Here is a 26,061-nt window from a genome sequence, read left to right on the forward strand (position 1 = left end):
CCCAAAAAATAGTTGAAATAGTTGAGTAAGAATCTTTGATATATAGCTGTACTTTCCGAAAAATATAACTAAATAATTGTAATTCTTAAAAAATCTACTTTAAGTAGGGTGGGCTAATGCAGTTAAATAACATACCAAGTATTTAAAAAATTCAAATCAGCAAAAAGAGTTAACCCAATGAAACAGAAGGATGCGATTAATTAAATACCATTAATTAAAGTTTAATCATAGACAATTGCGTAGTAATAGAGATACAGATAAAAAGTTCAAAGAGGAGTTCACTTACTTATATTGTACTAACACGAATATTTGCTCGAAAAAAAATATTATCTAATTTCTAAACAACCACGCTTAGTGAAGCTATTAAAAGTAACAGGGTTAGAGAAAAATTATTACTTTGTTTCCTGTAAAAAAAGCATTCCTTAAAGGATAGTAAACTATGAATTTAACAGAGCTTTTAGAAAACCTTTCAGCAAATAATGTTGAACTCTGGATTGATGGAGGAAAACTGCGCTACCGATCGCCTAAAAAGTCACTAACCTCTGAATTATTGGGGGAAATTGAACAATATAAACCGGAAATTATCCGAATTTTATCCCAGAGTATTAATCAGGCTGCAACTTATCCCCTCTCCCACGGTCAACAGGCACTCTGGTCTTTATATCAATTAGCACCTAGCAATACCGCTTATAACGGCACTTATGCAGCAAAATTAGTCACAAATTTGGATATTCCAGCCCTGAAGCAAGCAGCACAAGCCCTATTTGAAAGGCATCCAGGTTTGAGGACTACCTTTGTGACCATTGATGGGGAATCTGTGCAAACAGTTCATGAAAACCAGCAAGTTGACTTTAGCATCCAAGAAACTTTCGATCTTGGCCAAGATGATGTAAATAAATGGCTTTCAGAAAGAAGCGATCGCTCCTTCGATTTAGAACAGGGTTCGATATTGCGCTTTGATTTATTAATTAACCATACTAAAACTGATAAATTACCAACAAAAGAACATATTCTCTTAATCACGCTGCATCAGATAGTAGGGGATTTCTGGTCTTTAGAAATCATGCTCAGTGAACTGAGAGCCTTATATAAAGCAATTATCACAGGTGTAGCAGCCCAACTACCAGTACAAAACTATCAGTATCAAGATTACGTCAACTGGTCGGAGCAAATGCTCGGTAGTTCAGAAGGTGAGCGTTTGTGGGCTTATTGGCAGCAACAACTATCTGGTGAGTTGCCATTGCTAAATTTGCCAACAGATCGCCCAAGACCTCAGACCCAAACCTATAATGGTGCTTCCAAGTTTTTTACTGTTGAAGAAAAACTGCGGCAATTGCTTACAAAATTAGCAAAGAGAGAAGATACGTCTCTTTACATAATTTTATTAACAGCATTACAAATACTATTACTGCGTTATACCAATCAAGAAGATATTTTAATTGGCTCTCTAATGGGGAATTGGAGCCGTTCAGAGTTTGAAAAGATTGTGGATCACTTTACTAATCCTGTGGTTTTGCGAGGAGACCTTTCAGGAAAACCGACTTTTCAAGAGTTGCTGGGGCGATCGCGCTCTTGTGTGTTAGATGCCCTAGAGCATCAGGATTATCCCTTTCCCCTGCTGGTGGAGCGACTGCAACCTGTCCGCAACCCCAGTTTTTCGCCACTCTATCAGGTAGCCTTTGCTTGGGATAGCTACCATCAGAATGACACAGAAGTGTCACTTATGGATAGTGATGGTTTGATTGTGGAATCGATGATTCCAGAGACTAAAGGGGCTGCATTTGATTTAACCTTAACCATTCTTGAGGCCCCAGGCTCACTTAAAGGTACATGGAATTATAACACCGACTTGTTTGATGACAGCACCATTGAGCGGATGATGGGGCATTTTGTAACGATGCTTGAGGCAATAGTTGCTAATCCTCAGCAACGAATTTCCCAGTTGCCAATGCTAAGAGAATTTGAGCGGCAACAGTCATTAGTTGAGTGGAATGATACTCAAGCAGATTATCCAATAGATAAATGTATCCATCAGTTATTTGAAGAGCAGGTAGAGCGTACACCAAATGCAGTGGCAGTGGTGTTTGAGAATCAACAATTGACGTACCATGAATTGAATTGTCAGGCTAACTCTTTGGCGCATTATTTGCGGTCTTTGGGAGTGGGAACGGATGTGCTGGTGGGGATTTGTGTAGAGCGTTCTTTAGAGATGGTCGTGGGACTGTTGAGTATCCTCAAGGCGGGTGGGGCTTACGTACCACTTGACTCTGAGTATCCCAAAGACCGCCTCTCGTTCATGCTTGAAGACGCTCAAGTTTCCGTATTACTGAGTCAAAAGCGACTCCTCGATAAACTACCTGAGTATCAGGCAAAATTGGTTTGCTTAGATGAAGTCTGCTCAGAAATTCTGCAAAACAAACAGGATAACCTTATTAAGGTAGTGACGGCTACTCATTTAGCGAATGTGATTTACACATCCGGCTCCACAGGCAAACCTAAAGGAGTAATGGTTGAGCATAGTGGATTGTGCAATTTAGCTCAAGCTCAGATTCAGACTTTTGGCTTGTCTGGTGATAGTCGAGTTCTCCAGTTTGCCTCCTTCAGTTTTGATGCTTGCATATCAGAAATATTGATGGCTTTTGGATCGGGGGCAACACTTTACTTAGGAACAAAAGACTCTCTCATGCCGGGTATGCCTTTAATTGACCGATTAAAGAATGATGGCATTACCCATGTCACCCTACCACCATCAGCACTGGCAGTCCTGCCACAAGAAGAACTGCCAACATTGCAAACAATCATTGTCGCCGGAGAAGCCTGTCCTATTGAACTGATGCGACAATGGGCTACAGGAAGAAACTTCTTCAATGCCTATGGGCCGACAGAAGCGAGTGTTTGTGCAGCGATCGCTAAATGCACTACTCAAGACCAAAAAATTTCCATCGGTCGTCCAATTTCTAATACCCAGATATACATACTCGATCAAAACTTACAACCAGTACCTGTAGGTGTGCCAGGAGAACTGCACATAGGTGGTGCAGGATTAGCAAGAGGCTACTTGAACCGACCAGAGTTAACACAAGAAAAATTCATTCCTAATCCCTTCGGTGGAGGCAGGGGGCAGGGGAGCAGGGGAGCAGGGGAGCAGGGGGGCAGGGGGGCAATTCAGCACTCAGCACGGGCTAAACGCCCCGCTACCGCTAACAGCACTCAGCACTCAGCACTTTTATATAAAACAGGGGACTTGGCTCGTTATTTACCAGATGGTAATATCGAATACCTGGGGCGTATCGATAACCAAGTAAAAATCCGGGGATTCCGCATTGAGTTGGGAGAAATCGAAGCAGCACTGAGCCAACATCCCCATGTGCAAGCATCATGTGTCATAGCCCGTGAAGATATCAGGGGTGATAAGCGCCTAGTAGCCTATATCGTACCGCAGCCACAGGTGACACCTAGAATCAGCGTTCTGCGTAGCTTTCTCAAAGAAAAGCTACCAGAATACATGGTACCAAGTGCCTTCGTTATCTTAGAATCTTTACCCCTAACCCCCAACGGCAAAATAGATCGTCGCGCCCTACCAGCACCAAAGCCAAGTAGTGAATTATTAGAGAAATATGTAGCTCCGCGCACCCCCATTGAAGAAATCCTGGCATCAATTTGGCAACAAGTCCTGAGAGTAGAGCTCGTAGGCAGACATAACGACTTCTTTGAACTAGGAGGACACTCCCTACTAGCAACGCAATTCATCTCTCGTGTACGTAGCAGATTGAAAGTAGAAATACCATTGCGAAGCTTATTTGCTGCACCAACAATTGCCGAGTTAGCACCATCGATTCAGCAGTTACAGCAGCAAGATATAGAACTGTCAGCACCACCCATCTTAAGGCGGGTAGAGAATGCAGAAATACCACTGTCTTATGCTCAACAGCGTTTGTGGTTTTTAGATCAGTTAGAGTCGAACAGTGCTTTATATAGTATCGTCATTGGTTTGCGTCTAGTAGGAACTCTTAATCTTGCAGCCTTAGAACAAAGTTTAAAAGAAATTATCGATCGCCACGAAGCCTTACGCACCAACTTTGTTACTGTTGATGGAAAGCCAACACAAATAATTCAAACTCAAACGAATTGGACAGTAACAGTAATTGACTTGCAGCATTTACCCACACTTGTACTGAGCGAAGCCGTTGGCGCAGCCTCTGCCTCAGCAGAAGTAACAGAACAAAAAACGGTTGCACAGAAATTACTGGAACAACGAGCAATTGAGCCTTTTGACTTAGCTCACGATCCACTAATGAGAGCGACATTAGTGATGCTGTCTCCTACAGAACAGTGGTTATTAGTGTGTATGCACCATGTTGTCAGTGATGGCTGGTCAATCGGTGTGTTTGTCCAGGAGTTACAAGCACTGTACAATACCTATTCTCAGGGTCAACCATCTCTACGAGACGCTACGCGAACACCCCTGTTGCCACTGCCGATTCAGTATGCAGATTTCTCTATTTGGCAAAGACAATGGTTGCAAGGGGAAGTACTACAAAACCACTTGAGTTACTGGCAACAACAATTGGCAAATGCACCCACATTCTTGCCACTACCCACAGATAGACCCAGACCTCCTGTGCAGACTTTCAATGGCTCATATCATGTGTTTACTCTGTCTGTTGAGTTAACTCAAAAGTTGTTGCAGCTCAGTCAACAGCAAGGGGTGACTTCGTTTATGACCTTGTTAGCGGCATATAATACCCTGCTTTACCGCTACACGGGACAAGAAGATATTTTGGTGGGGACACCAATTGCTAACCGCGATCGCACCGAGCTAGAAGGTCTAATTGGCTTTTTTGTCAATACTTTGGTGATGCGGACTGATTTAGCAGGAAACCCCAGTTTTAACGAATTACTCCCGCGCCTGAGAGAAATGGCATTATCCGCATACGCTCATCAAGATTTGCCCTTTGAAATGTTGGTGGAAGCATTGCAGCCAGAACGGGATCTCAGCCATACACCATTGTTCCAAGTGATGTTCGTTCTCCTGAACGCTCCCATGTCTGAAATAGAGTTGACTGGGTTAAGTGTCAGTGGATTGCCGATAGGAATTACTACGGCAAAGTTTGATTTAACTTTAACAATAGAAAACACTCCTAATGGACTCTTTGGGTGGTGGGAGTACAACACTGACTTGTTTGATAGCAGCACCATTGAGCGCATAACTGGTCATTTTCTGACACTGCTTGAGGCAATTGTGGCAAATCCCAGCGAGCGGATTTCCCAATTGCCAATATTAACAGCATCTGAGCAGCAACAGTTATTAGTGGAGTGGAATGATACTCAAGTAGATTATCCCCAAGATAAATGTATTCATCAGTTGTTTGAGGAACAGGTAGAACGAACACCCGATGCAATAGCAGTGGTGTTTGAAAATCAACAACTGACATACCAAGAGTTGAACACTCGTGCTAACCAATTGGCGCATTATTTACAGTCCTTGGGTGTGAGAGCAGATGCGCTGGTTGGGATTTGTGTGGAGCGCTCTTTAGAGATGGTCGTAGGACTATTGGGCATTCTCAAGGCAGGTGGGACTTACGTACCACTTGACCCAGAATATCCCCAAGAGCGTTTGCGCTTTATCTTGGAAGATGCTCAAGTCTCAGTCCTGCTGAGTCAACACCATTTAGTTGAGAAATTACCTGAGTGTCAGGCGCAGCTTGTAAACTTGGATACTGACTGGCAGTTGATTTCTCAGTTGGCTCAAGAAAATGCGTTAGTGCAGCTTACCGTAGGTATTGCTAATGCCCAAGCTAGTAACTTAGCTTATGTGATTTATACTTCTGGTTCTACAGGTCAGCCCAAAGGCGTGCAGATTTCACATAAATCTGTGAGCAATTTTCTATCTGCCATGCAGCAGCGTCCAGGAATCACAAAACAAGATACACTGCTTGCAATTACTACTATTGCCTTTGATATTGCTGCTTTAGAAATTTTTCTGCCCATAACTGTAGGTGCGTGTTTGGTCATAGCCAGTCGTGACGTGACCCTTGATGGAAGAGAGTTATTTGACTTGCTAGTTAAGTCTCAGGCAACAATTATGCAAGCAACTCCAGCTACTTGGAGATTGCTTTTAGACTCCAACTACCAATTTAGCGATCTAAAAATACTGTGCGGCGGTGAAGCTTTACCTTGGGATCTAGTTAATCAATTACTTGCCAAAAGCGCCTCTTTGTGGAACCTTTATGGCCCAACAGAAGCTACTATTTGGTCATCGGTATCTCAACTCGAATCCAATGAGAGCTTGATTTCTATTGGCCGTCCAATTGATAATACGCAAATCTACATACTTGACCAAAACTTACAACCAGTACCTGTGGGTGTACCAGGAGAGTTACATATCGGTGGTGCAGGATTAGCAAGAGGCTACTTCAACCGTCCAGAGTTAACACAAGAAAAATTTATCCCCAACCCTTTCAGTGGAGGCAGGGGGCAGGGAGCAGGGAGCAGGGAGAGAGAACGGTTGTACAAAACAGGGGACTTGGCGCGTTATCTACCAGATGGCAAAATAGAATACCTGGGGCGTATCGATAATCAGGTGAAAATCCGGGGATTCCGCATCGAATTGGGAGAAATTGAAGCAGTACTAGGCCAACATCCCAATGTGCAAGCATCATGTGTCATAGCCCGTGAAGATATCAGGGATGACAAGCGCCTAGTAGCATACATAGTGCCGGAGCCACAAGTAACACTCACAATTAGCGAACTGCGTAGCGTCCTTAAGGAAAAGTTACCAGACTACATGCTTCCTTCGGCAATAGTCATCCTGGAGTCTTTACCCCTAACCCCCAACGGCAAAATAGATCGTCGCGCTTTACCAGCACCAAAGCCAAGTAGTGAATTATCAGATAAATATGTAGCTCCGCGCACCCCCGTCGAAGAAATACTAGCATTGATTTGGCAACAAGTCCTAAAAGTAGAGCTTGTAGGTAGACATGATAACTTCTTTGAGCTAGGAGGACACTCACTACTAGCAACGCAACTCATTTCCCGTGTGCGTAACAGCTTGAAAATAGAACTACCATTGCGTTCGTTATTTGCTGCACCAACAATTGCCCAATTAGCACCATCAATTCAGCAATTACAGCAACAAAACTTAGAACTTGCTGCACCGCCCATATTACCCAGGACAGGAAATACCGAATTAGTACTATCGTTCGCTCAACAGCGTTTGTGGTTTTTAGACCAGTTTGAACCGAACAGTGCCTCATACAATATCCCTGTCGGGTTGCGTTTAGTAGGAACTACTAATGTTGTTGCGCTACAACAAAGCTTAATTGAAATTATTCATCGCCACGAAGCATTACGCACCAACTTTGTTACCGTTGATGGACAAGCTGCTCAAATCATTCAAACAAAGACGAATTGGACAGTTACAGTTGTTGACTTACAGCATTTATCGACAATAGAACAAGAAATTGCTGCACTCAAATTAGTGCAACAACAAGCTATTGAACCTTTTGATTTAGCTGAGGATGTATTAATCAGAGCAACATTAGTGGTACTGTCCGAGACAGAACAGTGGTTATTAGTGTGTATGCACCACGTTGTCTCTGATGGCTGGTCAATAGGTGTGTTTGTCCAAGAGTTACAAGCACTGTATAATGCTTATTCTCAAGGTGAACTGTCCCCTTTAATACCACTGACGATTCAGTACGCAGATTTTGCTATTTGGCAAAGACAATGGTTGCAAGGCTCGGTACTGAACAGCCAATTGAGTTACTGGCAAGAACAATTGGCAAATGTACCCACATTCTTACCATTACCCACAGACAGACCCAGACCTGCTGTGCAGACTTTCAATGGTGCAAATCTGGAGTTTGCCCTGTCTGCTGAGTTAACTCAACAACTGACAAAACTAAGTCAGGAGCAAGGGGTAACTTTGTTTATGACCTTGTTAGCGGCATACAATACATTACTTTACCGCTATACGGGACAAACAGATATTTTGGTGGGGACACCAATTGCTAACCGCGATCGCACCGAGCTAGAAGGTCTAATTGGCTTTTTTGTCAATACTTTGGTGATGCGGACTGATTTATCTGAAAATCCCAGTTTTAACGAATTACTCCCCCGCATTCGAGAAATGGCGCTGTCAGCTTATGCTCATCAAGATTTGCCATTTGAAATGTTGGTGGAAGCATTGCAGCCAGAACGAGACTTGAGCCATACACCACTGTTCCAAGTGATGTTCGTCCTCCAGAATGCTCCCATAGAAGTAGAGTTGACTGGGTTAACTGTCAGTTCATTACCAATAGAAGGTGCGATCGCCAAGTTTGATTTAACTTTAGCAATAGAGAATACTACCACTGGACTCGTGGGAGGATGGGAGTATAACACAGACTTGTTTGATGCGTCCACTATTGAACGGATGACGGGGCATTTTGTAACACTGCTAGAAGGTATTGTTGCTAATCCCAAACAGCGCATTTCTCAATTACCAATACTCACAGCATCTGAGCAACAGCAGTTATTAGTTGAGTGGAATAATACTCAAGTAGATTATCCAATAGATAAATGTGTACATCAATTGTTTGAGGAGCAGGTTGAGCGTACACCCGATGCAGTCGCAGTGGTGTTTGAGAATCAACAATTGACGTACCACGAGTTGAATTGTCGTGCTAACCAATTAGCCCATTACTTGCAGTCTTTGGGTGTAGGAGCGGATGTACTGGTTGGGATATGTGTAGAACGCTCCTTAGAAATGGTGGTGGGATTACTTGGTATTCTCAAGGCGGGTGGTGCTTACGTGCCACTTGACCCTGAGTATCCCCAAGACCGTCTCTCGTTCACGCTTGCAGACGCTCAAGTTTCCGTGCTACTTACCCAACAGCATTTAGTTGAGTCTCTTCCTCAACATCAGGCGCGTGTAGTCCACTTAGATCAAGACTGGATTGCGATCGCTAAGTTTAGCCAGGAGAATCCAAGTGCTGACGTGCAAGCTAGTAACGTAGCTTATGTGATTTATACTTCTGGGTCTACTGGTCAACCCAAGGGGGTAATGCTATCTCACAGTAACCTTTGCAACCACATGTTCTGGATGCAAGCAACATTCCCTTTAACTAAAAAAGACAAAGTACTACAAAAAACTCCCTTTGGTTTTGATGCCTCAGTTTGGGAATTCTACGCTCCATTGTTAGCAGGTGGACAGTTGTTAATAGCTGAACCGGGAGGTCATACTGACAGTGCTTATCTCATAAAGTTAATTGTCCAGCAGCAGGTAACTACTATTCAACTTGTTCCATCTTTGCTGCAAATGCTTTTAGAACAAGGAGGAATCGAAACTTGTCACTCCCTCAAACACGTATTCTGTGGTGGTGAAGTCTTACCCGTTACTCTGCAAGAAGGCTTGTTAAGTAAGCTAGATGTAAATTTACATAATCTCTACGGCCCAACAGAGGCTTGTATTGATGTAACTTTCTGGAATTGCCAGCGTGAAATTCATCCACAACTTGTCCCTATTGGTCGCCCAATTGACAATACACAAATCTACATACTCGACCAAAACTTACAACCAGTACCTGTGGGCATACCAGGGGAACTGCACATTGGTGGTGCAGGATTAGCAAGAGGCTACCTCAACCGCCCAGAATTAACACAAGAGAAATTTATCTCCAACCCTTTTGAGAAGGCAGCGGTTCGGCTTCGCTCACCGATCGGAGGGAGTAAATTATATAAAACTGGGGATTTAGGACGTTATCTACCAGATGGCAATATCGAATACTTGGGACGCATCGACAATCAGGTGAAAATCCGGGGATTCCGCATTGAGTTAGGAGAAATAGAAGCAGCACTGAGCCAATATGAAGATGTGCAAGTATGTTGTGTCATCGTTAGCGAAGATATTCCCGGAAATAAACGCCTAGTCGCCTACATAGTACCCCAGTCACAGATAACACCCACAGTTAGCGAACTGCGTAGCTTCCTCAAAGAAAAGCTACCAGAATATATGATACCAAGTGCCTTTGTTATCCTAGAATCTCTACCCCTAACCCCCAACGGCAAAATAGACCGTCGCGCCCTACCAGAACCAGAAGCACGCACAGGAATAGAAATCGATATAGTGCAACCGCGCACCCCCATTGAAGAAAAATTAACGCAAATTTGGGCGCAAGTATTAAGAGTAGAGAAAATAGGCATACACGATAACTTTTTTGAACTAGGTGGAGATTCGATCCTTAGCATTCAAATCATCACCAGAGCAAAACTAGCCGGAATAGAACTAACAGTCAAACAACTATTTGCCAATCAAACGATCGCTCAATTAGCCACAGTCGCAGGCACAACAAAAACGTTGCAAATAGAACAAGAATTAGTTACAGGGACATTACCCCTAACACCAATTCAACACTGGTTTTTTGAACAAAAGTTATCAGAAAAGCACCATTTTAATCAATCATTTCTACTCACAGTACCATCCAATCTCAACTTAGAAATATTAGAGAAAGTATGGCAGCAACTACTAAAACATCATGATGCTCTACGCCTAAGATTCACCCAAACAGATACAATATGGCAGCAAACTCATGCCGACCCAACAGATAATATTACTATCTCCCGTTTTGACCTATCGACAGTTCCAGAAACAGAGATAGAAACTGTCATTGAAACCAAAGCCAGTGAATTACAGGCGAGTTTAAATCTGTCAGAAAATATCGTGCAAATAGCATTTTTCTGGCTGGGTATTGACAAAAAAGCACGATTACTCATAGTAATTCACCACCTAGTAGTAGATGGTGTGTCCTGGCGGATATTGTTAGAAGATTTGCAGACAGCTTACCAACAGCTAAGTCAAGGCAAAGCTATTCAACTACCTGCCAAAACCACATCCTTCAAAGATTGGGCGCAACAGCTGACAGAGTATGCTCAATCAGAAGTTTTGAAAACAGAACTAGATTATTGGTTGAGTGCATCTTACGATGCAGTTGACTCCATCCCAGTAGACTATTCACAAGGAATAAATACTACTGCATCGGCTAAGACAATATCAGTGTCATTAAACGAAGCAGAAACCCAAGCACTCCTGCAAGATGTACCGAAAGCTTATAAAACACAAATTAACGATATCTTGTTAACTGCCCTAACGCTGGTGTTGAGCAGATGGACTAACTCTGAGTCAGTGTTATTCAACTTAGAAGGTCATGGACGGGAAGAGATCGTTGATGGTCTAGATTTATCACGGACTGTTGGTTGGTTTACAACGATTTTCCCAGTAATTGTAGAACTGGGAATCATAGATGATCTTGGTACTGCTTTAAAATCTGTCAAAGAACAATTACGTGTAATTCCTAATAAAGGTATTGGCTATGGCTTATTGCGTTATTTGAATGTTGATGCAGAAATTAGCGCCCAACTAGAGAGAATTCCTCAAGCAGAAATTAGCTTCAATTATTTGGGGCAATTTGCTCAAGTTGTTAATACATTCTCTCTGATGCAAATAGCTAATGAGCCTAGCGGAAACAGCCAGAGTTTACAAGGTCAGCGCCATTATTTGCTAGACATTAATGCCATTATTACCAACGAACAACTGCAAATAGATTGGACATATAGCAGCAATATCCATCAGCACGAAACGATTGAGAATATTGCCCAAGAATTTGTCGAAATATTGCAGGAGTTAATTGCTCACTGTTTATCACCAGAAAATGCAGGTTATACACCAACAGATTTTCCATTAATCAACCTTAATCAACTAGAACTCGATCAAATATTACAAAATTTATGAAACTAGAACTTAGCAAAACTAATCGGCAAAATATTGAAGATATTTATCCCTTATCTCCTATGCAAGAAGGGATGCTGTTTGAAAGCTTGTATGCTCCAGACTCAGGTGTATATTTTGAGCAGATAACTTGCATTTTGACGGGAAACCTAAATGTAAAAATCTTTGAGCAAGCTTGGCAGCAAGTGGTAGCTCGGCATCCCGTCTTCCGCACAGCTTTCCTGTGGGAGTCTTTGAGCCAGCCAGTTCAAGTGGTGTATCGACAGGTGAATGTGACGGTCGAAACATACAACTGGCGAGATTTATCTACGCAAGAGCAGCAACAGCAATTAGAAATTTTTCTAGATTCTGAGCGACAACAGGGGTTCCAAGTATCGCAAGCGCCATTAATGCGCCTACATCTAATCCAGTTGGATGGGAATACTTATCAGTTTGTTTGGTGTCATCATCATTTATTACTTGATGGCTGGTCGTCACCTTTGGTTTTCAAAGACCTGTTAGATTTTTATCAAGCTATTTCTCAGGGTGAAAGTTTATCCAACATCGGAACTGTCAGCTACCGCAACTATATTTCTTGGTTACAGCAACAAAATCGAGATTTAGCTGAGAAATTTTGGCGGCAAAAATTCCAAGGTTTTACTACACCAACTCCTTTGACAGTGGATAAACCATTGTCAATGCGAGAGCAGCGTTCGGGCTATGGTGAACAACAAATTGAATTAACTGTGCCAGCGACAGCAGCAGTGGTGTCTTTTGTCAGACAGCATCAATTGACGATGAGTAATTTGGTGCAGGCGACTTGGGGATTGTTACTGTCTCGCTACAGCCAAGAAACAGATGTGGTTTTTGGTGCAACTGTGTCTGGTCGTCCGCCTGAACTTGTTGGTGTAGAGTCGATAGTGGGGTTATTTATCAATACTCTGCCAGTGCGGGTACAAATCTCCGAGCAGACTGAATTGCTGGGTTTATTAAAGGATTTACAGGCACAACAGATTGAGTCTGAGCAATTTTCCTATAGCTCATTGGTAGAGATTCAGGGGCTGAGTGATGTTCCCAGGGGTACATCTTTGTTTGAGAGTATTGTTGTTTTTGAGAATTATCCTGTTGATGCTGATGTTCTACAAGGCAATAAAGATTTTTCTCTCTCAAATTTTAGGTGGATTGAACAAACAAATTATCCACTGACGGTTTTAGTTTCCCCTGGTGAGCAATTGTCGCTGAGGGTGATGTATGATGCTAGTCGATTTGAAGATGAAACGATTAGCCGGATGCTTGGCCATTTTAGAACAATGCTTGAGGCGATCGCTACTAATCCTCAGCAACAAATTTCCCAGTTGCCAATACTAACAAAATCTGAGCAGCAACAGCTATTAGTTGACTGGAATGATACCCAGATAGATTACCCCCAAGATAAATGTATCCATAAGTTATTTGAGGCGCAGGTAGAACTTACACCCAATGCTGTGGCGGTAGTCTTTGAGAATCAACAACTGACATATCATGAGTTAAATTGTCGTGCTAACCAGTTGGCGCATTATTTGCAGTCCTTGGGTGTAAAACCAGATGTATTAGTGGGGATATGTGTAGAACGCTCCCTAGAAATGCTAATAGGAATACTAGGAATTCTCAAAGCAGGTGGCGCTTATGTACCACTTGACTCAGCGTATCCCCAAGATCGTTTGCGCTTCATGTTAGAAGATGCGGCTGTGTCAGTGCTACTTACCCAACAACAATTGGTTGAGAAATTACCTGAGCATCAGGCGCGTGTCGTCTACTTAGACACCGACTGGCAACTTATTTCCCAGTTAAATCAGGATAATCTCATCCCTGGCGTGCAAGAGAATAACTTGGGTTACGTAATTTACACCTCTGGTTCTACGGGTCAACCAAAGGGTGTAGCCATGAATCAGCTTGCTCTTTGCAATCTTATATTATGGCAACTGCAAAATTCGCCCATTTCTCCTAGTGGAGTAAAAACCCTACAATTTGCTCCTGTCAGCTTTGATGTCTCCTTCCAAGAAATGTTTTCTACTTGGTGTTCTGGTGGCACATTGCTGTTGATTGGAGAGGAATTACGCCGGGAACCCTTGGCTTTATTAGGTTTACTCCAAGAACAAGCTATTGAAAGACTGTTTGTTCCTTTTGTTGCTTTACAGCAACTAGCGGAGGTAGCTGTTAGTAGTGAATTAGTGACTAGTAATTTGAGGGAAATCATTACTGCTGGGGAACAGTTACAGATTACTCCCGCCATTTCTAAATGGCTAAGTCAGCTAAGTGACTGTACTCTGCACAATCATTATGGGCCATCGGAGAGCCATGTGATCGTCACTTTTACTTTGACTAATTCGGTGGACACTTGGTCGCTACTTCCTCCGATTGGCCGTCCCATTGCCAACACGCAAATCTACATCCTGGATAAGTATTTACAGCCTGTACCTTTGGGTATACCAGGGGAACTGCACATCGGTGGTGTTTCCTTAGCGCGAGGCTACTTGAATCGACCAGAGTTAACAGAAGAAAAATTTATCCCCAATCCTTTCGATAGAAGCAGGGGAGCCGGGGAGCATACTTCGACTGCGCTCAGTAACCGGGGGAGCAAGGGGGGAGAACGTCTCTACAAAACAGGGGATTTAGCACGTTATTTATCAGATGGCAATATCGAATACTTGGGACGTATTGATAGCCAAGTAAAAATACGGGGATTTCGCCTTGAGTTGGGAGAAATAGAAGCAGTACTGAGCCAATATAAGCATATACAAGCATCTTGTGCGATCGCCCGCGAAGATACTCCTGGTGATAAACGTCTAGTTGCTTACATCGTTCCCCAACCAGAGCAGACTTGTACTGAGCGACTCGTGCCGAGCGGAGCCGAGGTAAGTCGAAGTACACCCACAGTAAGCGTTCTGCGGCAATTCCTCAAGTCCAAGCTACCAGAATACATGGTTCCTTCGGCAATAGTCATCTTGGAGTCTTTACCCCTAACCCCTAATGGCAAAGTAGACCGTCGCGCCCTACCTGCACCAGAGCCAAGTAGTGAATTATTAGAGAAATATGTAGCTCCACGCACCCCAATTGAAGAAATACTGGCGCTGATTTGGCGACAAGTCCTGAAAGTAGAGCTTGTAGGCAGACATGATAATTTCTTTGAACTAGGGGGACATTCTCTACTAGCAACGCAACTCATTTCCCGTGTGCGTACCAGCTTGAAAGTAGAATTACCATTGCGGAGCTTATTTGCCACACCAACTGTTGCTGAATTAGCATCATCGATTCAGCAATTACAGCAACAAAATATAGAACTATCAGCACCACCCATATTTCCAAGGGCAGAGAATGCAGAAATACCACTGTCATTCGCGCAACAACGGTTGTGGTTTTTAGACCAGTTAGAGCCGAACAGTGCTTTATACAACATCCACTTCGGGTTGCGTTTAGTGGGAACTCTTAATGTTGCAGCATTAGAACAAAGCTTACAAGAAATCATTCATCGCCACGAACCATTACGCACCAACTTTGTTACAGTTGATGGACAAGCTGCTCAAATCATTCAAACACAACCAAATTGGACAGTTCCAGTTGTTGACTTGCAGCATTTATCGATAACAGAACAAAAAATTGCTGCACAGAAATTAGTGCAACAACAGGGGATTCAACCTTTTGACTTGGCTGAGGAAGCATTAATTAGAGCGACATTAGTACTATTGTCGGAGACGGAACAGTGGTTATTAGTGTGTATGCACCATGTTGTTAGTGATGGTTGGTCAATAGGTGTGTTTGTCCAAGAGTTACAAGCGCTGTACAATGCTTATTCTCAAGGTCAACCGTCACCCTTGTTACCACTACCAATCCAGTATGCAGATTTCGCTATTTGGCAAAAGCAATGGTTGCAAGGCTCGGTACTGAACAGCCAATTGAGTTACTGGCAAGAACAATTGGCAAATGTACCCACATTCTTACCATTACCCACAGACAGACCCAGACCTGCTGTGCAGACTTTCAATGGTGCAAATCTGGAGTTTGCCCTGTCTGCTGAGTTAACTCAACAACTGACAAAACTAAGTCAGGAGCAAGGGGTAACTTTGTTTATGACCTTGTTAGCGGCATACAATACATTACTTTACCGCTATACGGGACAAACAGATATTTTAGTGGGGACACCAATTGCTAACCGCGATCGCGCCGAAACAGAAGGTATAATTGGCTTTTTTGTCAACACTTTAGTTATGCGGACTAACTTGGCAGAAAATCCCAGCTTTAGCGAATTACTCCCGCGCCTGAGAGAAATGGCTCTATCCGCCTATGCTCATCAGGATTTGCCCTTTGAAATGCTGGTGGAAGCATTGCAGCCAGAACGAGACTTGAGCCATACACCACTGTTCCAGGTGATGTTTGTTCTCAATAATGCTCTTATGTCTGAAATAGAGTTGACTGGGTTAACTGTCAGTTCGTTGCCATCAGAAAGTTCCACGGCAAAGTTTGATTTGACCTTAGGAATGGAAAACACTACTACTGGACTAGTGGGGTGGTGGGAATACAACACTGACTTGTTTGATAGCAGCACCATTGAGCGGATGACTAGTCATTTGGTGACATTGCTGTCAAGTATTATCGCCAATCCACAACAGCGAATTGACCAATTACCAATGCTCACAGCATCTGAGCAACAGCAGTTACTAGTTGAGTGGAATGATACTCAAGTAGACTATCCCCAAGATAAATTTATTCATCAGTTGTTTGAAGAACAGGTGCAGCGCACGCCCGATGCAGTGGCAGTGGTGTTTGAGAATCAACAATTGACGTACCACGAATTGAATTGTCAGGCTAACCAATTGGCGCATTATTTGCGGTCTTTGGGAGTAGGAGCAGATGTGCTGGTGGGGATATGTGTGGAACGCTCCTTGGAGATGGTAGTGGGATTACTTGGTATTCTCAAGGCGGGTGGGGCTTACGTACCACTTGACCCTGAGTATCCCCAAGACCGTCTGAGTTTTATGCTTGAAGACGCTCAAGTTTCCGTGCTACTGAGTCAACAGCATCTAGTTGAGAAATTACCTGAACATCAAGCGCGTGTTGTTTGCTTAGATAGCGAGTGGCAAATCATTCCCCAGTCGAATCAGCACAATCCCATCATTGGTATACAAACTAGTAACTTGGCTTATGTGATTTACACTTCGGGTTCCACCGGAAAGCCTAAAGGAGTGCTAAATACGCATCTAGGGATTTGCAATCGCCTCCTGTGGATGCAGCAAGCTTATGAATTAACAGAAATAGATTGCGTTTTACAGAAAACTCCTTTCAGCTTCGATGTCTCCGTTTGGGAGTTTTTCTGGCCATTACTGACTGGAGCGCGTTTAGTTGTAGCTAAACCAGGTGGACATAAAGATAGTAATTACTTGGTCAAGCTAATACTAGAGCAACAAGTTACTACACTGCATTTTGTCCCTTCAATGCTTCAGATTTTCGTAGAAGAAGAAAGTATTAAAAATTGCAGTAGCTTGAAGCGAGTTATTTGTAGTGGCGAAGCACTGCCTTTAGAACTTCAGGAACGCTTTTTTGCTTCTTTAAAATGTCAATTACATAATCTCTACGGGCCAACAGAAGCGGCAATTGATGTCACCTTCTGGGAATGTCAACCAGAGAGCAATTTGAAGACTGTGCCTATTGGTCGCCCAATTGACAATACGCAAATCTACATACTCGACCAAAACTTACAACCAGTACCCGTGGGTGTGCCAGGAGAGTTACACATCGGTGGTGCAGGATTAGCAAGAGGCTATCTCAACCGACCAGAGTTAACACAAGAAAAATTTATCCCCAACCCTTTTGAGAAGGCAGGAGGCAGTACTTCGGCTTCTCTACGAGACAGGAGACGAACGCTCAGTAACCGGAGACAGGATCTCACTGAGCGACTTGCCTTGAGCGGAGCCGAAAGGAGCCGAAGTAGGGCAGGAGGGAGTAAATTATATAAAAGCGGAGATTTGGCTCGTTATCTACCAGATGGCAATATCGAATACCTGGGACGCATCGACAACCAAGTAAAAATCCGGGGTTTCCGCATCGAATTGGGAGAAATCGAGGCAGCACTAAGCCAACATAAAGATGTGCAAACATCTGTAGTCATCGTCTGCGAAGACATCAGGAGTGACAAGCGCATAGTAGCCTACATCGTACCGGAACCACAGATAACACCGACAATCAACCAACTGCGTAGCTTCCTCAAGGAAAAGTTACCAGAATACATGGTACCAAGTAACTTTGTCGCCCTAGATTCTCTACCCCTAACACCCAACGGCAAAATAGACCGTCGCGCCCTACCAGTACCAGAGACAAGTAGTAAATTATCAGATAAATACGTAGCTCCACGTACACCCATAGAAGAAATCCTGGCACAAATTTGGGTGCAAGTGCTGAAAGTAGAGCTTGTAGGCAGACATGATAACTTCTTTGAACTAGGGGGACACTCACTACTAGCAACGCAACTTATCTCCCGCATCCGCACTAATTTCCAAGTAGAATTACCATTGCGGAGCTTATTTGCTGCACCAACAATTGCGGAATTAGCGCCAAACATTCAACGGTTACAGCAACAAGACTTAGAACTTTCTGCACCAGCCATATTACCAAGGGCAAACAATGCAGAACTACGCCTGTCTTATGCTCAACAGCGTTTGTGGTTTATAAACCAGTTGGAGCCGAATAGTCCATCATATAACATCCCCATTGGTTTGCGCTTAGTCGGAATTCTGAACGTTGCCGCCTTAGAACAAAGCTTAATTGAAATTATTCATCGCCACGAAGCATTACGCACCAACTTCATCACAGTAGATGGACAAGCTGCTCAAATCATCCAAACAGAAACGAATTGGTCAGTTACTGTTGTTGAGTTGCAAAATCTACCAACAATTGAACAAGAAATAGCTGCACAGAAATTAGTGCAACAACAAGCAATTCAACCTTTTGACTTGTTAAATGAAGCCCTATTCAGAACGACATTAGTGATACTGTCCGAGACAGAACAGTGGCTATTAGTGTGTATGCACCATGTTGTCAGTGATGGCTGGTCAATAAATGTGTTTGTCCAGGAGCTACAAGCACTATACAATGCCTATTATCAAGGTGAATCATCTCTACGAGACGCTACGTGTAGCTTGCTTCCCCAGAGGGGTACACCCCTGTTGCCACTGCCAATTCAGTATGCAGATTTCGCCTTATGGCAAAGGCAATGGTTACAAGGGGAAGTACTCAACAGTCAATTGAGTTACTGGAAACAACAGTTGGCAAATGCGCCCACATTCTTGCCATTACCCACAGACAGACCCAGACCTGCTGTGCAGACTTTCAATGGTGCAAATCTGGAGTTTGCCCTGTCTGCTGAGTTAACTCAACAACTGACAAAACTAAGTCAGGAGCAAGGGGTAACTTTGTTTATGACCTTGTTAGCGGCATACAATACATTACTTTACCGCTATACGGGACAAACAGATATTTTGGTGGGGACACCAATTGCTAACCGCGATCGCACCGAAATAGAAGGGTTAATTGGCTTTTTTGTCAATACTTTGGTGATGCGGACTGAAGTTTTGGGCGATCGCACCTTTAACGAACTACTCACTCATGTTCGGGAAATGGCACTGTCAGCTTATGCTCATCAAGATTTGCCTTTTGAAATGCTGGTAGAAGCATTGCAGCCAGAACGAGACATGAGCCATACACCACTGTTCCAGGTGATGTTTGTCCTCCAGAATACTCCCATGTCTGAAATAGAGTTAACTGGGTTAACTGTCAGTTCATTGCCAATAGAAAGTTCTACGGCAAAGTTTGATTTGACCTTAATAATGGAGAATACCGCTACTGGACTAGTGGGATGGTGGGAGTATAACACTGACTTGTTTAATAGCAGCACTATTGAGCGAATGACAGGTCATTTTGTGACAATGCTTGAGGCAATTGTGGCGAATCCTCAAGAGCGGATTTTCAAATTGCCAATATTAACAGAATCTGAGCAACGGCAGTTATTGGTTGAGTGGAATGATACATGGGTGGATTATCCCCAGGATAAATGTATTCATCAATTGTTTGAAGAGCAGTGTTTGAGTACACCGGATGCAGTGGCGGTGGTGTTTGAGAATCAACAACTGACATACCACGAATTAAATTGTCGTGCTAACCAGTTAGCCCATTACTTGCGATCGTTGGGAGTAGGAGCAGATGTGCTGGTGGGGATATGTGTGGAGCGTTCTTTAGAAATGCTTGTAGGAATACTTGGGATTCTCAAGGCGGGTGGAGTTTATGTACCTCTCGACCCAGAGTATCCTGAAGAGCGTCTAAATTTTATGCTAGAAGACGCTCAAGTTTCATTGCTGTTGACTCAAGAAAAATTAGTAGAATCTCTTGTGCAACATCAGGTGCGTCTCGTCTCCTTAGACAGCAACTGGCAGAGCATATCCCTCGCAAATCAAGATAATCTCAACAGTACAGTCAGTCCTGAAAACCTATGTTATGTGATTTACACCTCTGGTTCTACAGGAACACCCAAGGGAGTAGCAGTAACCCATCAGGCTGTAAATCGACTAGTCTTCAACACTAATTATGTACAATTGTCTCCTAGCGATCGCGTTGCTCAAGCGGCAAATATTGCCTTTGATGCTGCGACCTTTGAAATTTGGGGAGCATTGCTTCACGGAGCCAAGCTAGTCATCATCAATAAATCTGTATTGCTCACCCCGAAAGAATTTGCTGCAAATATGCGCTACCACGAGGTTAGTGTCTTATTCTTAACCACAGCTTTATTCAATCAGTTAGCCAATTTTGTACCGCAAGCGTTTAGTTCTTTAAGATATCTACTATTTGGTGGTGAAGCGGTTGACCCCAGATGGGTGCAAGAAGTACTCGAAAAAGGCGCTCCACAGCAATTGCTTCATGTCTATGGGCCAACAGAAAATACCACCTTTTCTTCTTGGTATTTAGTAGAAAACTTACCAACCACAGCCACAACTATCCCTATCGGTCGCCCAATTTCCAATACACAAATCTATATATTCGACCAAAACTTACAACCAGTACCTGTGGGTGTACCAGGAGAGTTATATATCGGTGGTGTAGGATTAGCACAAGGCTACTTCAACGCAAAAGAGTTAACACAAGAAAAATTCATCCCAAACCCCTTCAGTGGAAGGAGAGGAGGAGAACGCTTATATAAAACTGGGGACTTAGCCCGTTATCTGCCAGATGGTAATATCGAATACTTAGTACGCATCGATAACCAAGTAAAAATCCGGGGATTCCGCATCGAATTAGGAGAAATTGAAGCAGTACTGAGCCAACATGAAGATGTGCAAGTATGTTGCGTCATTGCCCGCGAAGATATCAGGGGTGATAAGCGCCTAGTAGCCTATATCGTACCGCAGCCACAGATGACACCCAAAATCAGCGTTCTGCGTAGCTTCCTAAAAGAAAAGCTATCAGAATACATGATACCAAGCGCCTTCGTCATACTGGAGTTCCTACCCCTTACCCCCAACGGCAAAATAGACCGTCGCGCCCTACCAGCACCAGAGACAAGTAGTGAATTATCAGAAAAATATGTCGCCCCACGCAGCCCCATCGAAGAAATTCTGTCACTGATTTGGACACAAGTCCTGAAAGTAGAGCTTGTAGGCAGACATGATAACTTTTTTGAACTAGGAGGACACTCACTACTAGCAACGCAACTCATTTCCCGCATCCGCACTAACTTCCAAGTAGAAATCCCCTTGCGAAGCTTATTTGCTGCACCAACAATTGCCCAATTAGCGTTAAACATCCAAAGGTTACAGCAACAAGACTTAGAACTTTCAGCACCACCCATATTGTCAAGAGCAGAAAATGTAGAGATACCACTGTCTTATGCTCAACAGCGTTTGTGGTTTTTAGACCAGTTGGAGCCGAACAGTGCCTCATACAATATCCCCATCGGGTTGCGTTTAGTGGGAACTCTTGAAGTTACAGCCTTAGAACAAAGCTTAATTGAAATTATTCATCGCCACGAAGCATTACGCACTAACTTCATCACAGTAGATGGACAAGCTGCTCAAATCATTCAAACACCACCAAATTGGACATTTTCAGTAGTTGACTTGCAGCATTTATCGACAACCGAAATTGAACTAGCTGCACAGCAACTAGTTCAACAACAAGCAATTCAACCTTTTGACTTGGCTGAACAAGCCCTATTCAGAGCAAAATTACTGGTGCTGTCTCCTACAGAACAGTGGTTATTAGTGTGTATGCACCACGTTGTCAGTGATGGCTGGTCAATAGGTGTGTTTGTCCAAGAGTTACAAGCGCTGTACAATGCTTATTCTCAAGGTCAACCGTCACCCTTGTTACCACTACCAATCCAGTATGCAGATTTCGCTATTTGGCAAAAGCAATGGTTGCAAGGCTCGGTACTGAACAGCCAATTGAGTTACTGGCAAGAACAATTGGCAAATGTACCCACATTCTTACCATTACCCACAGACAGACCCAGACCTGCTGTGCAGACTTTCAATGGTGCAAATCTGGAGTTTGCCCTGTCTGCTGAGTTAACTCAACAACTGACAAAACTAAGTCAGGAGCAAGGGGTAACTTTGTTTATGACCTTGTTAGCGGCATACAATACATTACTTTACCGCTACACGGGACAAACAGATATTTTGGTGGGCACACCAATTGCTAACCGCGATCGCACCGAGATAGAATGTCTAATTGGCTTTTTTGTCAATACTTTGGTGATGCGGACTGATTTGTCTGAAAATCCTAGTTTTAACGAATTACTCCCGCGTATTCGAGAAATGGCACTGTCTGCCTATGCTCATCAAGATTTGCCCTTTGAAATGCTGGTAGAAACTTTGCAACCAGAACGAGACTTGAGTCATACACCGCTGTTTCAGGTAATGTTTGTTCTTCAGAATACTCCCATGTCTGAAATAGAGTTGACTGGGTTAACTGTTAGTTCCTTACCAATAGAAAGTTCCACAGCAAAGTTTGATCTTACCTTATCAATGGAAAACACTCCCACTGGACTAGTGGGAGTGTGGGAATACAACACTAATTTGTTTGATAGCTGCACCATTGAGCGAATGACAGGTAATTTTGTGACTCTACTTGAGGGAATTGTGGCGAATCCCCAAGAGCGTATTTCGCAATTGCCAATGTTAACAGCATCTGAGCAACAGCAGTTATTAGTTGAGTGGAATGATACTCAAACAGATTATCCAATAGATAAATGTATTCATCAGTTATTTGAAGAGCAGGTGCAGCGTACACCCGATGCAGTGGCAGTGGTGTTTGAGAATCAACAATTGACGTACCACGAGTTGAATTCTCGTGCTAACCAGTTGGCCCATTACTTGCAGTCTTTAGGTGTGAGACCCGACACGCTTGTAGCGATATGTGTGGAACGCTCCTTAGAAATGGTGGTGGGATTACTTGGTATTCTCAAGGCAGGTGCGGCTTACGTGCCACTTGACCCAGCGTATCCCCAAGACCGTCTGAGCTTTATGCTTGAAAATGCTCAAGCTTCCGTGCTGCTAACCCAACAGCAATTAGTTGAGAAATTCCAAAAGCATCAGGCACAGGTTGTTTGTTTAGATACTGATTGGCACTTTATTTCTCAATTAAATCGAGATAATCTAATTACTGAAGTACAAGCAACTAACTTGGCTTATGTGATTTATACCTCTGGTTCTACAGGAACACCAAAGGGAGTACTGATTGCCCATCAAGGATTGTTAAATTTAGTGTTGTGGCATCAGCGTACTTTTAAAATCACGACCTTAGACAAAGCCACCCAACTGGCAGGAACAGGATTTGACGCGGCTGCATGGGAATTATGGCCTTACCTAACAGCAGGAGCAAGTATCTACTTAGTCAAATCTGACATTCTTGCCTCGCCAGTAAATTTACGAGATTGGTTGATATCACAGAAGATTACTATCAGTTTTGTGCCAACACCAGTAACACAGGAGTTATTGTCTTTAGAATGGACTACGGAAAGTTTAGCTTTGCGTTACATCCTGACTGGAGGGGATAAGCTTAATCAGTATCCACCAGCGTCAGTTCCCTTCCAAGTAGTGAATAATTATGGGCCAACAGAGAATACTGTTGTTACAACTTCTGGGCTGGTAGTTGCTAAGGATCAAGAGCAGATATCACCAAGCATTGGTCGCCCAATTGACAACACCCATATTTACATTTTAGATAAGTATTTACAACCAGTACCTATTGGTGTACCAGGAGAGTTACACATCGGTGGCGCAGGATTAGCACGCGGTTATCTCAACCGACCAGAATTAACACAAGAGAAATTCATCCCCAACCCTTTTGAGAAGGTGAGACAGCGCGGTCTTCTCCCAAGGGGAGACGCCAGGGGCGATGGGGGTTTCCCCCATGAGCGACTGCGAACCCAAAGGGCAGAAGGCAGTAAATTATACAAAACTGGTGACTTAGCGCGTTATCTACCAGATGGAAACATAGAATACCTGGGGCGCATCGACAATCAGATAAAAATCCGAGGTTTCCGAATTGAGTTAGGGGAAATTGAGGCAATACTGAGTCAGCATCCAGGAGTTAGAGAAAATGCGGTAGTGGCGAGAGAAGATATTCCAGGAGAGAAACGCTTAGTAGCTTATTTTGTACCGCAGTTAGAGCAAACACCAACCATCAATGAGTTACGTATTTTCTTGAAAGAAAAATTACCACAATACATGGTGCCCTCTGCTTTTGTCAGGTTAGAGTTTTTACCTTTAACTCCCAATGGCAAGGTAGACCGCAAAGCCTTACCTATTCCTGATTACCATGATACCCAGGCAGTGAGTTTTGTGGCACCACGTACCTCTGTAGAGAAGGTATTGGCAGATATTTGGGCTAATGTACTGCATCTAAAGCAGGTGGGTGTTCTGGATAATTTCTTTGAGTTAGGAGGTCATTCACTCTCCACAATTCGGGTGATGTCCCAGGTAAATGAGACTTTCCAGATTAAGTTACCCTTGCGCCACCTATTTACTGCCCCAACTGTCGCTGAACTTGCTCAGACTATTGAGTTTACCTCTGGGGCAGACTCTAATGTCACTGCAAATAAAATTACTACCGTAGACTTACAAGCTGAAGTTGTCCTAGACCAGACAATTAACCCTGGAAACCTAGTTTATCAACCTGTAAGTGAACCTTCGGCTATTTTCCTAACAGGTGCAACAGGCTTTGTAGGTGCTTTTTTGCTGGCTGAATTATTACAACAAACTCAAGCAGATATCTATTGTCTGGTGCGTGCTGCCAATGTTACCGCAGGTAAACAACGGCTCCAAGAAACCCTGAAATCTTATTTACTTTGGGAGGCATCTTTTAACTCGCGGATTATTCCAGTATTAGGAGATTTATCTCAACCGCTTCTTGGTCTTTCAGATGAGCAGTTTCACCTCATGGCTAGGAAAATTGACTTGATTTACCATAATGGTGCTTTGGTGAATCATGTTTATCCATACGCTTTGTTAAAAGCAGCAAATATTCGGGGAACTGAGGAAGTCTTAAGATTAGCTAGTCAAATCAAAATCAAGCCTGTGCATTTCATTTCTACTGTTAGCGTTTTCGCCTCAGATGAGTATTTCAAATTAGAGGTTGTTCAAGAAAATGATCCTCTGGAATCCTGTCAAGGACTTCCGGGAGGCTATGCCCAAAGTAAATGGGTTGCAGAAAAGATGGTAATGATGGCACGCGATCGCGGTTTGCCTTGCAGTATCTACAGGCTTGGTAGAATAACATGGCACAGTCAAACCGGCGTTTGGAATTTAAATGATATGTTTTACAGATTCATCAAAAGCTGCATTCAACTAAAAAGTGCGCCAGAGATGAACAGCATGGTAGAAATTACACCTGTAGACTATCTCACCAAAGCTTTAATCCACCTGTCGCAGCAGCCAGAATCTTTGGGCAAAGCCTTTCATTTAATTAATTCCGATTCTACTCCTTGGAGTCAATTTATTAACTGCATCCGCTCTTTGGGCTACCCACTGCAACAGCTTTCCTATGAAGATTGGCAAGCTGAACTACTTCGCAGTACCCAAATTTCTACTGATAACGCTTTGTATTCAGTTGTATCGCTGGCTGGAGACAATACATCTTCAGAGTCCAATGCAACATCTAGCTTAAAATTTGATTGCCAAAATACCCTTGATGGACTTGTAAATACCGATATTCGCTGGCCGGAAGTAGATGAAAAACTACTCCAAGCTTTCTTTGCCAACTTCACCAATTTACAGCTATTTTCAGGTAAATAG

At 43.3% G+C, this 26,061-nt stretch carries 2 protein-coding genes; both read left to right on the top strand.

The features are described 5' to 3' along the window. Positions 1-439: 439 nt before the first annotated feature. Positions 440-11,770 (top strand): non-ribosomal peptide synthetase, encoded by an 11,331-nt coding sequence (locus RMY64_RS04650; RefSeq protein ID WP_322699431.1) that lies wholly within the window; start codon positions 440-442, stop codon positions 11,768-11,770. After that, positions 11,767-26,061, top strand: a complete 14,295-nt coding sequence (locus RMY64_RS04655; RefSeq protein ID WP_322699432.1) for a non-ribosomal peptide synthase/polyketide synthase — start codon at positions 11,767-11,769, stop codon at positions 26,059-26,061. Before RMY64_RS04650 ends, RMY64_RS04655 begins: the two co-directional genes overlap by 4 nt.

The sequence above is a fragment of the Nostoc sp. DedQUE08 genome (assembly GCF_034530895.1).
Taxonomy (GTDB): domain Bacteria; phylum Cyanobacteriota; class Cyanobacteriia; order Cyanobacteriales; family Nostocaceae; genus Nostoc.